This window comes from Accumulibacter sp. (assembly GCF_029255285.1).
Classification (GTDB): domain Bacteria; phylum Pseudomonadota; class Gammaproteobacteria; order Burkholderiales; family Rhodocyclaceae; genus Accumulibacter.
The window spans coordinates 1-17,400 of the sequence record NZ_JAPUVI010000023.1 but is presented as its reverse complement, the minus strand read 5'-3'; the positions used below and the strand labels follow the sequence as shown (position 1 = coordinate 17,400).

General features: G+C 62.6%; 16 protein-coding genes. 6 read left to right on the top strand and 10 right to left on the bottom strand.

Annotated elements, in window-relative coordinates:
- Positions 1 to 51: 51 nt before the first annotated feature.
- Positions 52 to 726 (bottom strand): phosphoglycolate phosphatase, encoded by a 675-nt coding sequence (locus Q1M07_RS02595; RefSeq protein ID WP_300450517.1) that lies wholly within the window; start codon positions 724 to 726, stop codon positions 52 to 54.
- 8 nt (positions 727 to 734) lie between these two features.
- Positions 735 to 1,424, bottom strand: a complete 690-nt coding sequence (rpe, locus tag Q1M07_RS02590) for a ribulose-phosphate 3-epimerase (RefSeq protein WP_300450286.1) — start codon at positions 1,422 to 1,424, stop codon at positions 735 to 737.
- Positions 1,425 to 1,586: 162 nt separating this feature from the next.
- Between rpe and apaG the strand changes: the two genes are divergently transcribed.
- A complete protein-coding gene (apaG, locus tag Q1M07_RS02585; protein WP_300450283.1) occupies positions 1,587 to 1,970 on the top strand; it encodes a Co2+/Mg2+ efflux protein ApaG in 384 nt (127 codons plus the stop codon).
- A 10-nt stretch (positions 1,971 to 1,980) separates the two neighbouring features.
- Positions 1,981 to 2,577, top strand: coding sequence for a class I SAM-dependent methyltransferase (locus Q1M07_RS02580; RefSeq protein ID WP_300450280.1), 597 nt, complete (start codon positions 1,981 to 1,983; stop codon positions 2,575 to 2,577).
- A gap of 58 nt (positions 2,578 to 2,635) precedes the next feature.
- On the opposite strand, the gene argJ is transcribed toward Q1M07_RS02580, so the two are convergent.
- Entirely contained in the window at positions 2,636 to 3,874 is a 1,239-nt protein-coding gene (gene argJ / locus Q1M07_RS02575; RefSeq protein ID WP_300450277.1) for a bifunctional glutamate N-acetyltransferase/amino-acid acetyltransferase ArgJ, read from the bottom strand.
- A gap of 69 nt (positions 3,875 to 3,943) precedes the next feature.
- Positions 3,944 to 6,667, bottom strand: a complete 2,724-nt coding sequence (secA, locus tag Q1M07_RS02570; protein WP_300450274.1) for a preprotein translocase subunit SecA — start codon at positions 6,665 to 6,667, stop codon at positions 3,944 to 3,946.
- A 358-nt stretch (positions 6,668 to 7,025) separates the two neighbouring features.
- Here secA and Q1M07_RS02565 point away from each other — a divergent pair, with 358 nt between their 5' ends.
- Entirely contained in the window at positions 7,026 to 7,622 is a 597-nt protein-coding gene (locus Q1M07_RS02565; RefSeq protein ID WP_300450271.1) for a CBS domain-containing protein, read from the top strand.
- Between the two features lie 137 nt (positions 7,623 to 7,759).
- Here the strand turns inward: Q1M07_RS02565 and Q1M07_RS02560 are convergent, their stop codons facing one another.
- The 6 genes from Q1M07_RS02560 to Q1M07_RS02535 all read right to left on the bottom strand — a co-directional run bounded on the left by Q1M07_RS02560 (position 7,760) and on the right by Q1M07_RS02535 (position 13,694).
- The gene (locus Q1M07_RS02560; RefSeq protein WP_300450268.1) at positions 7,760 to 10,081 is read right to left on the bottom strand and encodes a patatin-like phospholipase family protein; all 2,322 of its coding nucleotides are present in this window, start codon (positions 10,079 to 10,081) and stop codon (positions 7,760 to 7,762) included.
- 115 nt (positions 10,082 to 10,196) lie between these two features.
- The gene (locus Q1M07_RS02555; RefSeq protein ID WP_300450265.1) at positions 10,197 to 10,460 is read right to left on the bottom strand and encodes a TIGR02647 family protein; all 264 of its coding nucleotides are present in this window, start codon (positions 10,458 to 10,460) and stop codon (positions 10,197 to 10,199) included.
- A gap of 71 nt (positions 10,461 to 10,531) precedes the next feature.
- On the bottom strand, positions 10,532 to 12,085 hold the full coding sequence (locus tag Q1M07_RS02550; protein ID WP_300450261.1) for a protein adenylyltransferase SelO family protein: 1,554 nt from the start codon (positions 12,083 to 12,085) through the stop codon (positions 10,532 to 10,534).
- Positions 12,086 to 12,152: 67 nt separating this feature from the next.
- Positions 12,153 to 13,109 carry a DUF533 domain-containing protein gene (locus Q1M07_RS02545; protein ID WP_300450258.1) on the bottom strand — a complete coding sequence of 319 codons (957 nt, stop codon included), beginning with the start codon at positions 13,107 to 13,109 and terminating at the stop codon, positions 12,153 to 12,155.
- A gap of 211 nt (positions 13,110 to 13,320) precedes the next feature.
- Complete coding sequence (locus tag Q1M07_RS02540) at positions 13,321 to 13,536, bottom strand: hypothetical protein (RefSeq protein ID WP_300450255.1); 216 nt, start codon at positions 13,534 to 13,536, stop codon at positions 13,321 to 13,323.
- A complete protein-coding gene (locus tag Q1M07_RS02535; protein ID WP_300450252.1) occupies positions 13,533 to 13,694 on the bottom strand; it encodes a hypothetical protein in 162 nt (53 codons plus the stop codon). The genes Q1M07_RS02540 and Q1M07_RS02535 overlap by 4 nt, the downstream gene beginning before the upstream one ends.
- Positions 13,695 to 13,937: 243 nt before the next feature.
- Here Q1M07_RS02535 and Q1M07_RS02530 point away from each other — a divergent pair, with 243 nt between their 5' ends.
- From Q1M07_RS02530 to Q1M07_RS02520, 3 genes are all read left to right on the top strand, one after another.
- Entirely contained in the window at positions 13,938 to 14,228 is a 291-nt protein-coding gene (locus Q1M07_RS02530) for a type II toxin-antitoxin system Phd/YefM family antitoxin (RefSeq protein WP_300450249.1), read from the top strand.
- 348 nt (positions 14,229 to 14,576) lie between these two features.
- The gene (locus tag Q1M07_RS02525) at positions 14,577 to 14,966 is read left to right on the top strand and encodes a type II toxin-antitoxin system RelE/ParE family toxin (protein ID WP_300450246.1); all 390 of its coding nucleotides are present in this window, start codon (positions 14,577 to 14,579) and stop codon (positions 14,964 to 14,966) included.
- A 49-nt stretch (positions 14,967 to 15,015) separates the two neighbouring features.
- Positions 15,016 to 17,400, top strand: a 2,385-nt coding sequence (locus Q1M07_RS02520) for an SNF2-related protein (protein ID WP_366983892.1), incomplete at its 3' end; no start/stop codon positions are given.

Sequence of the window (17,400 nt, the reverse complement as noted above, 5' to 3'; positions counted from 1 at the left end):
GCCAGGGGGGCCGCTGCCTCTACCTAAGTGTGCGCCGGCCACCGGCGGCCGTCATTCCTGGGCGATGCGCTGGGCGGCCTCGGCGAGGGTCGAGACTATACCATCGCAATCCAGCTCGTGGACATCACGCCCCTCGTTGTAGCCGTAAGGCACCAGGAAAACCCGGCAACCGGCGGACCGTCCGGCATGCCAATCGTGCACCGAGTCGCCGATCATGAGCACGTTGGCGGGCGAAATGCCGAGCCGCCCACTGGCCCAAAGGAGGGGCATCGGATCGGGCTTCGGTCTTGGCAACAGGTCTCCGCTGACGACGACTCCGAAATATGGCGCCAGACCCGTACGCTCGATCAACGGCAGGGTAAAAGCTTCGGCCTTGTTGGTGATGACGCCGAGCGGCAAACCCATCGCCCGGAATGCCTCAAGGCCTTCGACGACTCCCGGGAAGAGCGCCGCACGACGACCGTTCTCTGCCGCGTAATGGCGTTTGAAGCTGCTCAGCGCCTCGTCCGGCGGTGGGGCGGCGTTGTCGGCCGCCTCCATCTTGCCGGCCAGAACTCGCTTGACGAGATTCGGGATGCCGCGTCCGACAAAGCTGCGAATCGTCGCCACGGCGATCTCCTCGCGGCCGAGGTCGCGCAGCATGGCGTTGGCGGCCGCATGAAGGTCGAGCACCGTATCGAGCAGCGTGCCATCGAGATCGATCAGAACAGCACGCACGGCGAGCAACGAGCGCATCAGAGTTCTCCCAGTTGGGCGCGCAGCGCCGCGATCACCGTGTCGTAGCGATTGGCGTCGCTTTCCAGGCCGGCGCCGAAAACGGCCGAACCGGCGACGAAAGCGTCGGCCCCGGCGCGCGCGATTGCGGCAACGTTGTCGATCTTGACGCCCCCGTCGACTTCCAAGTGGATGCGGCGCCCACTGACCTGCCGATAGGCATCGATTCTCGCGCGCGCGGCCCTGAGCTTGGCGAGCGTCGAGGGAATGAACTGCTGTCCGCCGAAACCCGGGTTGACACTCATCAGAAGGACGATGTCCAGCTTGTCCATGACGTAGTCCATGAACTCGAGCGGCGTCGCCGGATTGAAGACAAGACCGGCTCGACAACCGTGCTCGCGGATCAGGGCGAGCGTCCGGTCGACGTGCTCTGAGGCTTCCGGGTGGAAGCTGATCAAGTTGGCACCGGCGCGGGCGAAGTCGGGAACGATGCGATCGACGGGTTTGACCATCAGGTGTACGTCGATCGGCGCCTGCGTCAGCGGACGGATCGCGGCGCAGACCAGCGGGCCGATCGTCAGGTTGGGTACGTAGTGGTTGTCCATCACGTCGAAATGGATCCAGTCCGCACCGGCGGCGATGACATCCACGACCTCCTGTCCGAGCCTCGCAAAGTCGGCCGACAGGATACTAGGAGCTATGACATGCATGGAGGGAGGCCGCGTGAGAGAAGGGGTCTATTCTAGCGCGAAACACCCTCATGGCCGGAGCCATGCGTTTGCTGGCTCGAGAAGGCCTTGGCGCGACAGGCTTGCCAGCCTGCACGGTTTGGTGTGCAATGCGGTTTCCCATCGACCCGACATCGAGCGCCAATGGCCGAAAGCAAGAAGTACGAGATCGCGGTAAGCGCTGCTCCGCAGTATGTTGCCGAGCAATCCGATCCGGTGAACGACAGTTACGTTTTCGCCTACACGATCACCATCGAAAATGTCGGCACCGTTGCGGCGCAACTGATCTCGCGCCACTGGATCATTACCGACGCCGGCGGCGAGGTACGCGAGGTGCGCGGCCTCGGTGTCGTTGGCCAACAGCCGCTGCTGCAGCCGGGAGACAAGTTCTCCTACACCAGTGGCTGCCAGCTCAGCACGCCGGTCGGTACGATGCGTGGCAGCTACCAGCTGACGGCCATCGACGGGAAACAGTTCGACGCCGAGATCCGTGAATTCACCTTGGCCGTTCCGCACGTTCTGCATTGACTCGCCGAACTTGAATCTCGCGCACAGTTACACGCTGATCGCCCCGTTCTACGATGCGCTGTTGGCGGCGGCCAGCCGCGGTCAGCGAACTCGCAGTCTGGCGGGCTTGCCCAGAGAGCCAGCGCGCATCCTGCTGAACGGTGTCGGCACCGGTCTCGATCTACCGCTGCTGCCGGCGACGCGCCACCGCTACACCGGTATCGACCTGACGCACGCGATGCTTCGCCGGGCCATGTTGCGCACTGGCGATCTGGATGTTCAGTGGGTGCAGGGCGACTCGCAGCGCCTGCCTTTTGCCGACGGCAGTTTCGACCACGCCGTACTGCACCTGATCCTGGCCGTGCTGCCCGACCCGCTGGCCGGCCTGCGCGAAACGGCACGGGTCCTGGCTCCCGGCGGTACTGTGCTGATTTTCGACAAATTTCTTCGTCCCGGGCAACGAGCGCCAGTGCGCCGCCTGCTCAATCCCTTGCTGCGCCGAGTTGCGACCCGCCTCGACGTGGTTCTCGAGGATCTGCTCGCACAGACGCCGCTATTGCAGCTCGAAGGCGACAATCCGGCGCTGGCGGGCGGTTGGTTCCGGCTGGTTCGCTTGCGGCGGGCGTAAACGCCGCGCCTCGCTGGCTCGCCGACCGACGCCGAGCATCCGACGGCAGCGCGGACGCCTAGCTACGGTAGTCGGCGTTGATCCGGACGTAGTCGTACGATAGATCGCAGGTGTAGACGCGAGCTGTCTCGCTACCGCAGCCGAGGTCGACACGGATGCCGATTTCACTTTCGCGCATGATCAGCGCGCCGTCTTCTTCCCGGTAAGTGGCGGCGCGTCCGCCGTTCTCGGCCACCAGGATCTCGCGGCCGGCGCCGGCTAGCCAGACGCGGACGCGTTCGACATCGAGCTCGGCCACGTCGGCATTGCCGATCGCGCCGAGGATTCGCCCAAGGTTGGGATCAGATGCGAAAAATGCCGTCTTGACGAGCGGCGAGTGTGCGATCGCGTAGCCGACACGCTTGCATGCCTGGCGGTCACGACCGCCTTCGATGACAATCGAGATGAACTTGCTGGCCCCCTCGCCGTCGCGGACGATGGCCTGCGCGAGTTCGACGGCGACGCCGATCACGGCATCACGCAGTTCGGCATAGCCCGCTGCCGTCGCGTCGCTGAAGTCGATTCCGGCTTGTCCGGTGGCGATGAGCATGAACGAATCGTTGGTCGAGGTATCGCCATCGACGGTGATGCCGTTGAAGGATTCCTCGGCGGCTTCCTGCACCAATTCCCGCAACAAGGGCTCGGCGATACCGGCATCGGTGGCGATGAAGGCAAGCATCGTCGCCATGTTTGGCCGGATCATTCCCGCCCCCTTGCTGATGCCGGTGATGGTGACCGTTCTGCCGGCCACGTCGAGGCGCCGGGAAGCGGCCTTGGCCAAAGTGTCGGTGGTCATGATGGCGTGCGCCGCGGCATGCCAGCGATCGGCCGCGAGGTCCGCCGCACAGCGGGGCAGGCCGGCGATCAGGCGGTCGACCGGCAAGGGTTCGAGGATGACGCCGGTCGAGAAGGGAAGTACCTGGCGATCCTCGATCCCCAATAGCCGCCCGACGGCGGCGCAGCTTTCCGTCGCCGCCTGCCAGCCGGCTTTCCCGGTACCCGCATTGGCGACGCCCGTGTTGATCACCAACGCCCGGATGTCACTGCCGATTTCCAGGTGCCGGCGGCAGACCTTGACTGGGGCCGCGCAGAAACGATTGGCGGTAAACACGCCAGCGACGCGGCAACCCGCATCGAGTGCGAGCAGTGTCAAGTCGCTCCGTTCGAGCTTGCGGATCCCCGCCTCGGCAACCCCGAGGCGGACGCCCGCCACCGGAAAAAGTTGTTCGGGAGCGGGGGTGCGGTAGTTGACGGGCATGGCAACCTCGAAAGCAAAAACTACGCGGCGAGCCGGGGTCAGGCGGCGGCACCGTGGCGTAGGCGACGACTAGGACAGCTTGCCGTGACAGAACTTGTACTTCTTGCCCGAGCCGCAGGGGCAGGGCTCGTTGCGCCCAACCTTGGCGCCATGGGGCATCGGCTTGCGTGCGCTCGTCGCCGTCTCCGCCTCACCCTCACTCCCCAGTCCCAGGGCCTCGTCGTAATCGGCGTGGTGGTAGCGGACATTCTGCACTTCGGCGTGCGGGACGCTCTCTTCGACATCCTGGGCGCGTACCTGTACCGTGACCAGGAGGCGGGTCACGTCGGCGCGAACGCTGTCGAGTAGCCGCTGGAAGAGCTCGAAGGCCTCGCGCTTGTACTCCTGCTTCGGATTCTTCTGCGCGTAGCCGCGCAGGTGAATCCCCTGTCGCAGGTGATCGAGAGCCGCCAGATGCTCGCGCCAGTGAGTATCGAGGCTCTGAAGCATGACATTGCGCTCGAACGGATAAAAGTTCTCGGCGCCGACGAGCGCCACCTTCTCGGCGTACGCGGCGCCAACTTGATCGACGATTCGTCGGAGCATCTCCTGGTCGCTGAGATTCGGCTCGCTCTTCGACCACTCGACGATCGGCAGGTGTTGCTGCAGTTCGGCGGCCAAGGCTGTTTCGAGGCCGGGCAGATCCCACTGCTCCTCAACCGTGTCGGCCGGCACGTGCAGTCTGAACATGTCGTGCAACACGCCTTCGCGCATCGCGGCAATGGTCTCGCTGATGTCGTCACTCTCGAGCAATTCGTTGCGCTGCGCGTAAATGACTTTGCGCTGGTCGTTGGCGACGTCGTCGTATTCCAGCAGTTGTTTGCGAATATCGAAGTTGCGCGCTTCGACCTTGCGCTGCGCCGACTCGAGCGAACGTGAAACCAAGGGATGCTCGATCGGCTCGCCTTCGGGCATCTTGAGCCGCTCCATGATGGCTTTCAGGCGGTCACCGGCGAATATTCGCAAGAGCGAATCATCGAGCGCGAGGTAAAAACGCGAGGAACCCGGATCGCCCTGACGACCGGAGCGGCCGCGCAATTGGTTGTCGATCCGGCGTGACTCGTGGCGCTCCGAACCGATGATGTGCAAACCGCCCGCCGCAACGACCTGGTCGTGCAACTTCTGCCACTGCGCACGGATTTCGGCTATACGCGCCTCGACTTCGGCAGCGGAAAGAGTTTCGTCGTCGCGGACCTGCGAGATCTGTTTCTCGATGCTGCCGCCGAGCACGATGTCGGTACCCCGACCCGCCATGTTGGTGGCGATGGTGATCACGCCCGGACTGCCGGCATCGCGCACGATTTCGGCCTCACGCGCATGCTGCTTGGCGTTCAGCACCTGATGCGGCAGTTTTTCGTGGTCGAGCAGCGCCGACAGGAGTTCCGAGTTTTCGATCGATGTCGTGCCGACGAGCACCGGTTGCCCGCGTTCGCGGCAGCCGCGGATATCGGCGACGATCGCCTCGTGCTTTTCCTTGGCGGTACGAAACACCTGATCGTTGTTGTCGGTCCGCCGCATCGGCTGGTTGGTCGGGATGACCACCGTCTCGAGACCGTAGATCTGCTGAAACTCGTAGGCTTCCGTATCGGCCGTGCCGGTCATGCCGGACAGCTTGCTGTACATGCGGAAGTAGTTCTGGAAAGTGATCGAGGCCAGAGTCTGGTTCTCGTTCTGAATGCGCACGCCTTCCTTGGCTTCGACGGCCTGATGCAGGCCATCGGACCAGCGGCGGCCGGACATCAGGCGGCCCGTGAATTCGTCGACGATGATCACTTCGCCGTTCTGTACGACGTACTGCTGGTCCCTCAGGAACAGGTTGTGGGCACGCAGGGCGGCGTACAGATGGTGTATCAGGAGAATGTTGCTGGCATCGTACAGACTGCCGCCGTCGGGCAGCAGTCCGGCGCTGGCGAGCAGTTCCTCGGCGTGTTCGTGGCCGTTCTCGGTCATCAGGATCTGATGTCCCTTCTCGTCCACCCAGTAATCGCCCGGACCGTTCTCTTCCTCGCAGCGCTTGAGCAGCGGCGCGACCTTGTTCATGCGGACGTAGAGATCCGTGTGATCCTCGGCCTGTCCGGAAATGATCAGCGGCGTACGCGCTTCGTCGATCAGGATCGAGTCGACCTCGTCGACGATGGCGAAGCTGAGTTTGCGCTGCACCCGCTCGCTCGCCGAGTAGACCATGTTATCGCGCAGGTAATCGAAGCCGAACTCGTTGTTCGTGCCGTAGGTGATGTCGGCGGCGTAGGCCGCCTGCTTGTCCTCGTGCGCCATTTGCGACAGGTTCACACCGACGGTCAGGCCGAGAAAGCGATGCAGGCGTCCCATCCACTCGGCGTCACGATTGGCCAGATAATCATTGACCGTCACCACGTGCACGCCGTTGCCGGACAACGCGTTGAGATAGGAAGCCAGCGTCGCGACCAGCGTCTTGCCCTCGCCGGTCCGCATTTCCGCGATCTTTCCATCATGCAGGACCATGCCGCCGATCAACTGTACGTCGAAATGACGCATTCCCAGGCTGCGCTTACTCGCTTCGCGAACGACAGCAAAAGCCTCTGGCAGTATGGCGTCCAGCGTTTCGCCACTGGCCACGCGGGCCTTGAACTCGGCCGTCTTGTCGCGCAGGCCGTCATCGGACAAGGCGCCAATCGATGCTTCCAGCGCGTTGATCTTCCGCACGACCTGCGAGTACTGCTTGATCAGCCGGTCGTTGCGGCTGCCGAAAATCTTCTTGAGTAGGCGGGAAATCATTCTGGGAACGGTTGAGGATGTTGCCAAGTTATTGATATGTCGACCCGAGCCAACAGGCGGAGCCGGTTCTTTTCCGTCGTGACCAGGTAGCGAGCGGTCCGGAGTTGGACGCCGGGGCGCAAAATGAATGGACGATCGTACGGCGCGCGGCATGGATACTACCTTCATCACTCGCGCGACGCAATTCTGCCGTCGCCTGGCGGAGCCTGCCGGCAGCGGCCGGCCGGGCCGGCAAACTGGCCGTTCGCGCACCGGTCGAGGGGCTCGCCATCCGGCTGCCATCGATGCGCCGCGCTTGTCAGCGGCGCCGCATCCGTGTATTAATTCCCGCCTTGCCACAGACAGGAGGGAACAGCAAATGCCCGAGAATCGCTACAAGCCGTTGCCGTGGACCCGGCTCAAGAGAGGCGTCCCGTGCTATCTCCCGAAAGCCGCGCAAAGCGTCCCGGTAGACGCCAACTCCCCCGCCTTGGAGGTGATGACCGACTTCCGCCGCCTGAGTCCCGTCACCATCTCGCGCAACGCCTCGCTCGACGACGCCAACCGGGCGATGACCCTGTGCCGCGTGCCCTACCTGTTGGTGACCGACGAGCAACAGTTGCTGGGAATCGTCACCGAGGCCGGCACCCGCGGCAACCAACCACTGGCCATCGCACACCGGATGGCTGTCCGTCCCGGCGAACTGGTCGTCGGTGACGTCATGATCAACAAGCATGATGATGCCGACGTGCTGCACCTCAGGGATGTCGCGCATGCCCGGGTGGGTAACGTCGTCGCCACCCTCAAAGAACTCGGGACGCCGTTCTGCCTGGTCGTGGACCATGACGAGGAGGACCACCACATCCTGTGCGGCGTTTTCTCGCTGTCGCGGATCCAGCGCCAGATGGGACTCGAAGCGCAGACCGAGGAGATTGCGCAGACCTTCTCGCAGGTGGTGAGCAGCTTGGGCCGCTGACACCGACGACTTCGCCGGGCGACTCACGGGGGCGCCGCCGGCCGGCCGCGCCGCGAGGCTTCTGCCAGGAAGCGCGGCGACCGGCGCCGCCGATACGCTCGGCGTCGGCACCCTGATAACACGGCGGAGGCCGAAGATCAGGGCGTTCCCAGGAACAGGTAGAAGTTCGAGTAGCCGCCGGTCGAACCCGAACTCGAGTAGCCGTAGCCCAGATAAATCGGACCGAGAGGCGTCTCGCCTCCGAGGTAGACGGAGGACGAGTTGATCCAGCCTTTCAGCTCGGTCTCCGAAAACGGCCGACTGATCTTGGCCATTTCCAGCGCAGCGCCGAGGCGCATGTCGCCGCGCAAGCCAAGAGGCAGCCGGCCGATGATCTTCTCGGCACGCAGTTGGCCGTAACTCATGTCGTCGCCCTTCAACTGGCCGACGGCAAAAGCCGTCATGTTCAACATTCCGCCGAGGCTTCCCAGATCGTAGTACGGCAGCTTGCCGACCGGCGATCCCTGGTAGGAAAGCCTGGTGGCGAGAACCCAGTCGCCGACGCTGCCGTAGCCCTTCAGTTCGGCGGTAAGTTTGCTGTAGTCATCGGTTTGCGAAGCGAAGTACCGTGTCGAGGTGGACCAACCGTTGGTCGGAAAGTACAGGCGATCGGTCTGATCCACTTCGAGCCCGGTAAACCAGCCGTGATAGCTTTTCGACTCCTCGGGGAACAAGGGCGATCCCGTATCGACCTGGGCCCGGTACCAGGTTTGCTGCCAGCCGGCATGAAGCTGCCCCAGCAACCCGAGATTGATCCCCCCACTCAAGTGGACGTCAGTCTGCATGATCCGGTAGTCGGCGAGTTTCTTGTCGTTCTCGTAAAGACCGGTGAGTTTGTTGCTCAACCGGAAGTTGGTCTCTACGAAGTAACGCTGACGGTCTTCGAGCGGCTGGTAGAAGTCGATCCCGACGCCCGATCGTGAGCCGATTTCCGCGAAGGCGAGAAGCTCGCCGCCCAGGCTGTTGAGCCACGTCTTGTCGTAGGCCAGACGCAGCGTATAGGTCGAATCGACTTTGAAGTTGGTGTTCAGGTTGAGGCCGTAGCGAAGGTAGTCGGGACCCCAACTCTTCTCGATGGGCGAGACGCGCAGAATGTTGCGACCGCGCAGCGTGCTGTCCATCGCGTAGTCGATTCCCTCGTAGTAGCCATCGCCGTAAGCGCGCAGCAGATCGCGTCTGACCACGTCCGGGTCGATCTTGTCTCCCGACGCCAGCTCGATGTAACGTGAAACCATTGCCGGGTTGACTCGCTTGAGGCCAACGATCTCGATATCGTCGATGGATGGCGCGTCGCGCTTGGCAAACCGGATTTTCTCCGACCAGGTGGTATAGGCGGCGTCACTGATCGCCAGCGGGCGCAGGCGGTCGGCCAGCGCCTCGGTCGCCGTGACACCTCGGTCCGCTGTTTCCGCGGTGCGTTTGAAGTCGCCGGCCGTAATGCCTTCGAGATCGGGTTTGATGTAGATATCGGTCGGTTTGAGCGTTGCCAGCGAGCGCGTAACGTTCTGCTCGGTCAGAATATTCACCATTTGCGCCGACACGCTGAGCAGCGAGCCGATCTCGTCGGCCTTGAGCAAGGGCGAGCCAACGTTGATGGCGATGACGATATCGGCCTGACAGCGTGAACGTGCCTCAGCGATCGGCACGTTGTCGACCAAGCCGCCGTCGACGAGCTTTTCGCCGTCGATTTCTACCGGCGACATCAATCCGGGAACCGACATGCTGGCCCGCATGGCGCGCGACAGGCTGCCCTCGCGAAAAACGACCCGCTGGCCACTGACGATGTCGGTCGCGACGATCGACAGCGGTAGCGGGAGCGAGGCAATTTCGCGTTCCCCCATATAGTCGCGCACCAATTGATTGAAAAACAGCTTGATCTTCTGGCCGGTGACAATACCCGACTGATACCGCATGCCATCCGGGCCGACACCGGTCTCGGAAGCTGGCAGGAAGCGCCGGTCTTTCGCCTTCTTGCGGAAATTCTGTTGCGAAAAAGCCGGGTCATCCTGGAACAAGTCGTCCCAGTCGGCCTTCGCCAGCGCGTCGCGCATCTGCGCGGCGCTCATCCCGCTGGCGTAGGCACCGGCGACCAGCGCACCCATGCTGGTGCCGGCAACGCAATCGACGGGCACGCGCATTTTCTCGAGCACCTCGAGGACGCCGATATGTGCCGCACCGCGGGCACCACCACCGCCGAGCACCAGACCAATGCGTGGCCGTCCCGCTTCGCCTGCCGCGTGCACGAGCGTTCCGGCGGCCAGCAGCAGGCACAGCAGCAGCCAGCGTATGGGTGCGTGCCGGCCGACGGCCCCGACCGCTGGCGTACCGCGGGGCGGGGCCGCGACCAAGGTGTTCCGGATGGTCACCACAATCTGCCGCGCGATGTCGCCGGCAGCCGACCGAAATTGGCTCTCGCTCATGCCTGCATCCTTGTCATTGCCCGGCCGGCCGAACCCGATAGCCAGCCACAGGCCATCCATCCCGGGAACGCCCGCTTGTTCAGCTCGGCGTTGCCCCTACAGCTCATGTCTCCGTTCACGAAGCGTCGATCGGGCGTGCCAGGGGAAGCGACGTGAGGATGGTCAGCGCGGCGTGTACATGTTCCACCGCATCCCGGCCGAGGCTGGTGAGATAGCCGCCGTCCACCTGCGTCAGCAAACCCTTATCGTGCAGTCGGCGCGTTGCGGCGATGATTTCCGGGCTGGCAGTCTTGTGAATCTTGATTCCCTGCTGTGTGCTCGCCAGATCAAAATGGATCAGAGTGTTGAGTTCATCGACCAGGTCGGGCGTAAAGGGCATGGCAATTCCTTGTTCGACGGTACCGGTGGTTCCGGGAGACTACATTCTAGCGCGAGCAGCGGTCGCCAAACTCAGGAGCTGCACGACAGCATCGAACAACCTGCTCTGTGTCTTGCCCAGTCGGGTCGCTTGGCGCTGAATGCCTGGCGCCCGGCCTGTTCCTCATAAGGGCGGCGCAGAACGTCCAGCAGGTCGTAAATCATTTGCGCATCCCCTCGCTCGGCGAGGTCTATCGCCTGCTGCGCCAGATAGTTTCGCAGGACGTAGCGTGGGTTGCAATCGTTCATCTGCGCCGCGCGCTGTTCCGCCGGCTGCCCATCGTGTCGCAAGCGAGCCGCGTAACGGATAAGCCAGCGCGCCAGGTCGCCGGTAAAGCGCCGGCGCAGGTCCTCCCGATAGAAAGCGCCTTGTACGACATCGGGCGAGGGATTTTCGATATCCAGGCGCGCCAGGCTGCGGAAAAACTCGGTCATGTCGATTTCCGAGAGCCGCATCAGTTCGAACAGATCCTCGAGCAGATCGCTATCGTCATGCCGCCAGTCGCGCAAACCGAGCTTGGCGGCGAAGGCCCGGCAGAACTCGCTGGCATAGACGTGATCGTAGTGCTCGATGGCAACCGCCAAGGCTTCCGGATCGGGCATCAGCCCGGCCAGCGCGTCGGCCAGCCGCTCGAGGTTCCAGCGCGCGATCGCCGGTTGCCGCGCAAAGCAGTAGCGCCGACTCGACGCGTCGGTCGTGTTGGGTGTCCAGCCGGGATCGAAATTGTCCACCCAGCCATAGGGACCGTAGTCGATCGTCAAACCGAGAATCGACATGTTGTCGGTGTTCATCACGCCGTGTACGAAGCCGACGCGCATCCAATGCACCATCAGGTGGGCGGTGCGTCGGCAGATTTCGAGGAACCACCGGGACAATTCAGGTTGGCCATCGACCAGCATTTCGGGAAAGTCGCGCGCGATCGTGAAATCGACCAGACGTCGAAGCAAGGCGTACTCGCCACGCGCCGCGAGCAGCTCGAAATGCCCGAAGCGGGTGAAGGAAGGGGCGACCCGGCAAACCACCGCGCCCGGTTCAGCGACCGGGTGGCCGTCGTAGAACATGTCGCGCACGACCGTTTCTCCGGTGCCGACGAGGCTGAGGGCACGTGTCGTCGGCACGCCCAGGTGATGCATCGCTTCACTGCACAGGAACTCGCGAATCGACGAACGGAGCACCGCCCTGCCGTCAGCCCGCCGCGAATACGGCGTCGGGCCAGCCCCCTTGATCTGCAATTCCAGGCGCTGCCCCTGTCGGCTGATCGCTTCGCCAAGCAGGATCGCCCGGCCGTCGCCCAACTGTCCGACCCACTGTCCGAACTGATGACCGCCGTAACAAGTGGCGTAGCTGACCATGCCCGGCAGAAGGCCATTGCCGGCCAATGCCGCCAGCAACTCGGGGGCCGCCATCGCCTCCTCGTTCAAGCCGAGCTCGGCGGCCATCTCGCGCGAATAGACGAGCAGTGATGGCGCCGCCACCGGCGTCGGCGCGACCGGCGACCAGCAGGCCCCGAAGACCTGCCGCGGTTCATTGCGCAGATCGGGGTCTCCCGGCAGTTCGCGCAGGAAGCGATTATCGAAGGTCAACATCGGAGGCGTCCGGACAGGAAATCCAACTTCGACGCATGCGGCAGCGTGCTTGGCTGCCGAGAGAAAATCAGCCCTGTCTGACCATTTCGATGACTTTCGCCGTATCCAGCGTGCGCGCCTTGGCTTGGATCTCGGGCCAGTACCTCGCCTGCAGACCTTTCGCTTCGCCGAGCACGCTGTCGAAGCTCTCGCGCAGCATCGGTGCCGAGAAGCTGCGACCCGAGGCATAGTAGCGCCGAGCGACATGACCGAGCGCGTAAGTGCTGGCGAAACTCATGCCCGAACTCACCGCCTGCTTGCCGAGACCGCCGAGCAGACCGCCGCCGAGCTTGCCGAGCAAGCCGCCGAGTAGTTTGCGCCCGGCCTGTTCGAGGTACTGCGAAGTCAGGCCGACGCCGAGCGTGGCCAGGAAATCCTTGATGTGACCGCGATCGAGCTCGAAACCGTAGGACTTGCCGATGCGATAGACGAGCTTCATCTGCAGCGGGATGATCGCCATCGTCGACAGCGATTCGGGAAGCAGTTCGAGCGCTCCATTGAGGATCGCGGCATTCAGGATCAGCTTGTCGATCTCCGCGTCGCTCATCGTAGACGCATAGCCACTGGCCGGTATCGACGGCGCGCTCTCGCCCGGCGAAGCGGCGACCGGCAAGGAGGCGATGGCTTCCGCCTGTCGGGAATAGGCGGCCGACTGCTCGGCGTCGAGCGCCAGCGCGCGGCGCAGATCGGCGAGAAAAGCCTGTTCGGGCCCCGATTGAACGCCGTCGGCGTCGCATACGCAAACGGCCATTTCAAAAGCCAGCTGGCGGGCTTCCGGTGAACTCAGCATCGCCGCGGCCGAGGACATCGATACCCGTTTGAGGAGCACGTCCTGATAGAGTGCCGCCAAGTTGATCGATGCCTCGCCATCCAGCGCTTCGGCGATGCGTTTTAGCTCGGTGCGCTCGGCCTCGTCCTTGCTGCCGTCGGCAAATGCCGCCATCAGGCTGAGCGTGAGGATGGCCCTCTGTTCCTGCTCGTTCATTCGGTGTTTCTCCAAGCAATGGATATCTGTTCGTCGGTGGCGGATGCGCCAAGCTGGCGTTCACAGTGGCGTGCGATTACGTTCAATAGTGTCACGATGCCATATCCGTGCGGTAGTTGTCGCTGCCTTACGTCGGATACCGTCGCCGATGCCGTCATCGACCATTGCCGAAACCGCCTGCCTACTTTTCGGATGAAAGACGCGCCTAAACCTAGTGATAAATAGGCATTTTCCCATATTCGGCGACAACAGGCTCCTGTTTCATCAGACGCGCCAGAGCCGCCGTGGTTCTTGGCGTTGTGCTGCAAAGTTTCATGCCGCTTCCCCCGGTTGAAATGACCCGTACTCGTTCATGGACGACCGCCTGATTGCCAGACTCCTCGCCCATTGGAGCTTCATCGACCCAGAAACCGAGATCGGCCGTCACGTCATTTTCGTCAGGCCACCGGGAACGGCCGGGAAGGCGAGCACCGAACACACCATCAACCCTGCCTGCTCGATCAACTTCAGCCAGCATGTACGCACCGCGATCCCGAGCTTCTCGATTTCGTGGCAGGTCGGGGCCACCTCCCTTGATAGGGCCATCTCCAGCGCGAAGCGGACTTGGTGATGGCGTTCTCAAACGAAGAATGGATCAACCGCTACAGGGACGACACCCCGCTATTCGATGTCTTTGACGCGCGGGATCGCCATATCGCGGGCCGTCTGTATTCCGTCATTTCCCGGCCAACCGCCTGAAGGAGCCGATCCGGTTCGACTTTCGCCTCTGACTGTCGAAGCGTATGATGTACAAAATACTGCACATCGTGTGCGACAAAGGAGGCCATCATGGGTATTTCCGCAAGCGACGTCATTCCTCTCTCGCACGCCCGAGCGAACTTCTCCGAACTGGCTGAAGAGGTCAAGGGCGGCGCCGAGAAGATCATCACCAAGAACGGCGAGAGTTACATCGCCCTGATCGACGCCAACCGTTTGGACTACTACCACCAGTTGGAGCGTGAGCGCATTCACCTGCTGCTGATCGCCGACGCTTCCAAGGGGCTCGACGATGTTGCGGCTGGCAAGGTGAAGGACGCCCGTAGCGCCACTGCCGCCCTCAAGCGTCCGCGTAGCGCGTAATTGGTCGAGATCACCGGTTTCGCGGAACCGTATTCAAGGGCTGTTGGCGTGGCAGTTGATCCGATACCGGATAGCATCGCGCAGCTTGCCGCCGAAATCGCAGCCATCAATCAACAGGCGGTGCGCGAGTGCGCCCCTCGTTGAGGCCATGTTGCGCACCCGCAGCCAGGACAAACGGCCTGTCGAACAAACCCTCGATGGCCTGCTCAGCTATTGCGGCTTGGCACCTGCGCTCGAACTCTACCGTCGGCTGTGTCGCCACTGTTGGGACATTGACCCGGCAGCGACGGCGTCCTACGTCGATGCTTACCGAGCAACCTGGGATACAGACGAGGAACGGCAACAAGCATGGCAAGAATACCTGTCGTCAAATTCACCGCGAATTTCGAGCGCAACCTCGAAGGCATCGAGCTTTTCCTGACCGAAGTGGAAGCACCGCAGGCCTTCGACGGCTTGCTGGATGAACTGCTCGATACGGTGATCCCCAACCTTGAGCGTTTTCCGGGAATGGGCAGACCGTTTTTGGCCCGGCAAGCGCGCTCCGTCGAGACCACCAATGCCTTGGCGACGCTCCGCGCAAAGTTGTTGGCGCTGACATCAGACCCGGAGGCGCTGCGCGAATACGTCCTCAAGGATTACCTGCTGCTCTACGCGCCGATTGGCGACGCGACTTACCTTCTCGCCATCTGGCATCAGCGGCAACTTTCCTTCGACTTCGAGGGGCATTGGGGGCGGTAGGCCGACGCCATAGTACTATCCGTCATACAGGGAATAAAAACGACAAGCAATGAGCTACAGCCCGCACCAGCTAGCGTATTTCGCGCATCAATTGACCCGCCGTGCCGCGTCCAATTCCATGGACCGCGTTGCCGGTGCGTTGCTGGATGCTCAAGTCGACTTGAACCCGCACCAGATCGACGCCGCGCTGTTCGCCACGAGCAACCCGCTGTCAAAGGGTGTCATCCTTGCCGACGAGGTCGGTCTCGGCAAAACCATCGAAGCCGGCTTGCTGATCGCGCAGAAATGGGCCGAGCACAAGCGCCGCATTCTGGTCATTACCCCAGCCAACCTGCGCAAGCAGTGGCATCAGGAACTGGCGGACAAGTTCGGTATCGCCGCTGGCCTGCTTGAAGCCAAGTCCTACCGGCAGGCCATCAAGAACGGTGCGACAAACCCGTTCGACCTCGCAGGCAACGGCGCCACGGCACTCATCTGCTCGTATCAGTTCGCGGCGGTCAAAGCCAAGGACGTGCAGTCCGTACCGTGGGACTTGGTGGTCATCGACGAAGCACACCGCCTGCGCAACGTCTATAAGCCGGAAAACAAGACGGCCCGCCTCCTGCGCGATGCACTGACACTGCCGCACAAGGTCTTGCTGACGGCAACGCCGCTCCAGAATTCCTTGCTGGAACTGTACGGACTGGTCAGCTTTGTCGACGAGCGCGTGTTCGGCGATCTGGATAGCTTCCGTGCCCAATTCGGACAACTCAAGGATGTCGCCGGCTTCGATGCGCTGAAGAACCGCATTGCTCCGATCTGTAAACGCACATTGCGCCGACAGGTGGAGGCCTACGTCAAATACACCCGGCGCATTCCGATGCTGCAAGAGTTCGTACCCGGTGCCGACGAAACCACGCTCTACAACTATGTCTCGGAATTCCTGCAACGGCCATCGTTGTACGCGCTGCCCAACAGCCAGCGGCAACTGATAACGCTGGTCCTGCGCAAGCTGCTGGCGTCGTCGACCTTCGCCATTGCCGGGGCACTGGAAACGCTCATCAAACGACTCGGCCAGACGCTCGACGAGAAAGCCGCGACGACCGACCTTGCCGGCGAACTCGACCAGGACTACGAAGCCCTCGACGAACTGGCTGACGAGTTGGGTACCGCTGTCGAGGCCAGCACCAAGGTATCGACCGCCGCAGAGATTTCCGCCATCCGGGCCGAAGTGGGCGAACTCGAATCGTTCCGCAATCTGGCCATTTCGATCACGGAGAACGCCAAGGGTACCGCGTTGCTGCAAGCCCTCGATGTCGCGTTCAAAAAGCTGGACGAACTCGGCGCAGCGAAAAAGGCCATCGTCTTTACCGAGTCCCGCCGCACGCAGGAATACTTGCTCAAGCTTCTGGCAGGCACCGCACATGGCTCCGGCGTGGTGCTTTTCAACGGCAGCAACACCGATGCCAAGGCCAAGGAAATCTACGCCGAGTGGATTGCCCGGCATGCCGGCACCGGCCGGGTATCCGGCTCGCGCACTGCCGACACCCGTGCCGCGCTGGTCGACTACTTCCGAGAGCAGGGCCGCATCATGATCGCCACCGAGGCCGGCGCGGAGGGCATCAACCTTCAGTTCTGCTCGATGGTCATCAACTATGACCTGCCGTGGAACCCGCAAAGGATCGAACAGCGTATCGGGCGTTGTCACCGCTACGGCCAGAAGTACGATGTTGTCGTCGTCAACTTCCTGAACCGGGACAACGACGCCGACCGGCGCGTCTATGAACTGCTGGCGCAGAAGTTCCAGCTATTCGATGGCGTCTTCGGGGCCAGCGATGAAGTGCTGGGTGCCGTGGAGTCCGGCGTCGATTTCGAGCGCCGCATTGCCGAGATATACCAGACCTGCCGCCACCCCGAGGCCATTCATACCGCCTTCGAGCAACTGCAACTCGATCTGGCGGGCGAGATTTCCGACGCCATGCTCAACGCCCGCAAGGTGCTGCTGGAAAACTTCGACGAAGACGTGCAGGAGCGGCTGCGCCTGCGCAACATGGATGCCCGTGCCTCGCTCGGCAGGCTGGAACGCCTGTTGATGCGCTTCACGCGTGCCGCTCTCAACGGGCACGCCAGCTTTGATGAAGACGATACGGGTTTTCAACTCAGCAGCTTGCCCGACGGCGTGCAGGACGGAAACGCGACCACGATTCCATTGGGCCGTTACGAACTGCCGCGTCGGAGCGAAGATGCGCACATCTACCGCATGGCGCACCCACTCGCGCAAGGCTTGATTGACTATGCCCAGCGGGCGACGTTGCCTCCGAGCAAGCTGGTGCTCAACTATGAGGCCTACGGGGCCAAAGTGTCGGTGATCGAAGCCCTGCGAGGTCAGACTGGCACGCTGATGGTTCAGCATCTGCGCATTCAGTCACTGGGCGCTACTGAAGAACATCTATTG

What these genes read in the sequence shown, in the direction of transcription:
- argJ (WP_300450277.1), bottom strand. Translation starts at nt 3,874, where the DNA reads ATGCCCGTCAACTACCGCACCCCCGCTCCCGAACAACTTTTTCCGGTG.
- Q1M07_RS02565 (WP_300450271.1), top strand. Translation starts at nt 7,026, where the DNA reads ATGCCCGAGAATCGCTACAAGCCGTTGCCGTGGACCCGGCTCAAGAGA.
- Q1M07_RS02530 (WP_300450249.1), top strand. Translation starts at nt 13,938, where the DNA reads ATGGGTATTTCCGCAAGCGACGTCATTCCTCTCTCGCACGCCCGAGCG.
- Q1M07_RS02545 (WP_300450258.1), bottom strand. Translation starts at nt 13,109, where the DNA reads ATGAACGAGCAGGAACAGAGGGCCATCCTCACGCTCAGCCTGATGGCG.
- apaG (WP_300450283.1), top strand. Translation starts at nt 1,587, where the DNA reads ATGGCCGAAAGCAAGAAGTACGAGATCGCGGTAAGCGCTGCTCCGCAG.
- Q1M07_RS02525 (WP_300450246.1), top strand. Translation starts at nt 14,577, where the DNA reads ATGGCAAGAATACCTGTCGTCAAATTCACCGCGAATTTCGAGCGCAAC.
- Q1M07_RS02555 (WP_300450265.1), bottom strand. Translation starts at nt 10,460, where the DNA reads ATGCCCTTTACGCCCGACCTGGTCGATGAACTCAACACTCTGATCCAT.
- Q1M07_RS02550 (WP_300450261.1), bottom strand. Translation starts at nt 12,085, where the DNA reads ATGTTGACCTTCGATAATCGCTTCCTGCGCGAACTGCCGGGAGACCCC.
- Q1M07_RS02535 (WP_300450252.1), bottom strand. Translation starts at nt 13,694, where the DNA reads ATGGCCCTATCAAGGGAGGTGGCCCCGACCTGCCACGAAATCGAGAAG.
- rpe (WP_300450286.1), bottom strand. Translation starts at nt 1,424, where the DNA reads ATGCATGTCATAGCTCCTAGTATCCTGTCGGCCGACTTTGCGAGGCTC.
- secA (WP_300450274.1), bottom strand. Translation starts at nt 6,667, where the DNA reads ATGATTTCCCGCCTACTCAAGAAGATTTTCGGCAGCCGCAACGACCGG.
- Q1M07_RS02560 (WP_300450268.1), bottom strand. Translation starts at nt 10,081, where the DNA reads ATGAGCGAGAGCCAATTTCGGTCGGCTGCCGGCGACATCGCGCGGCAG.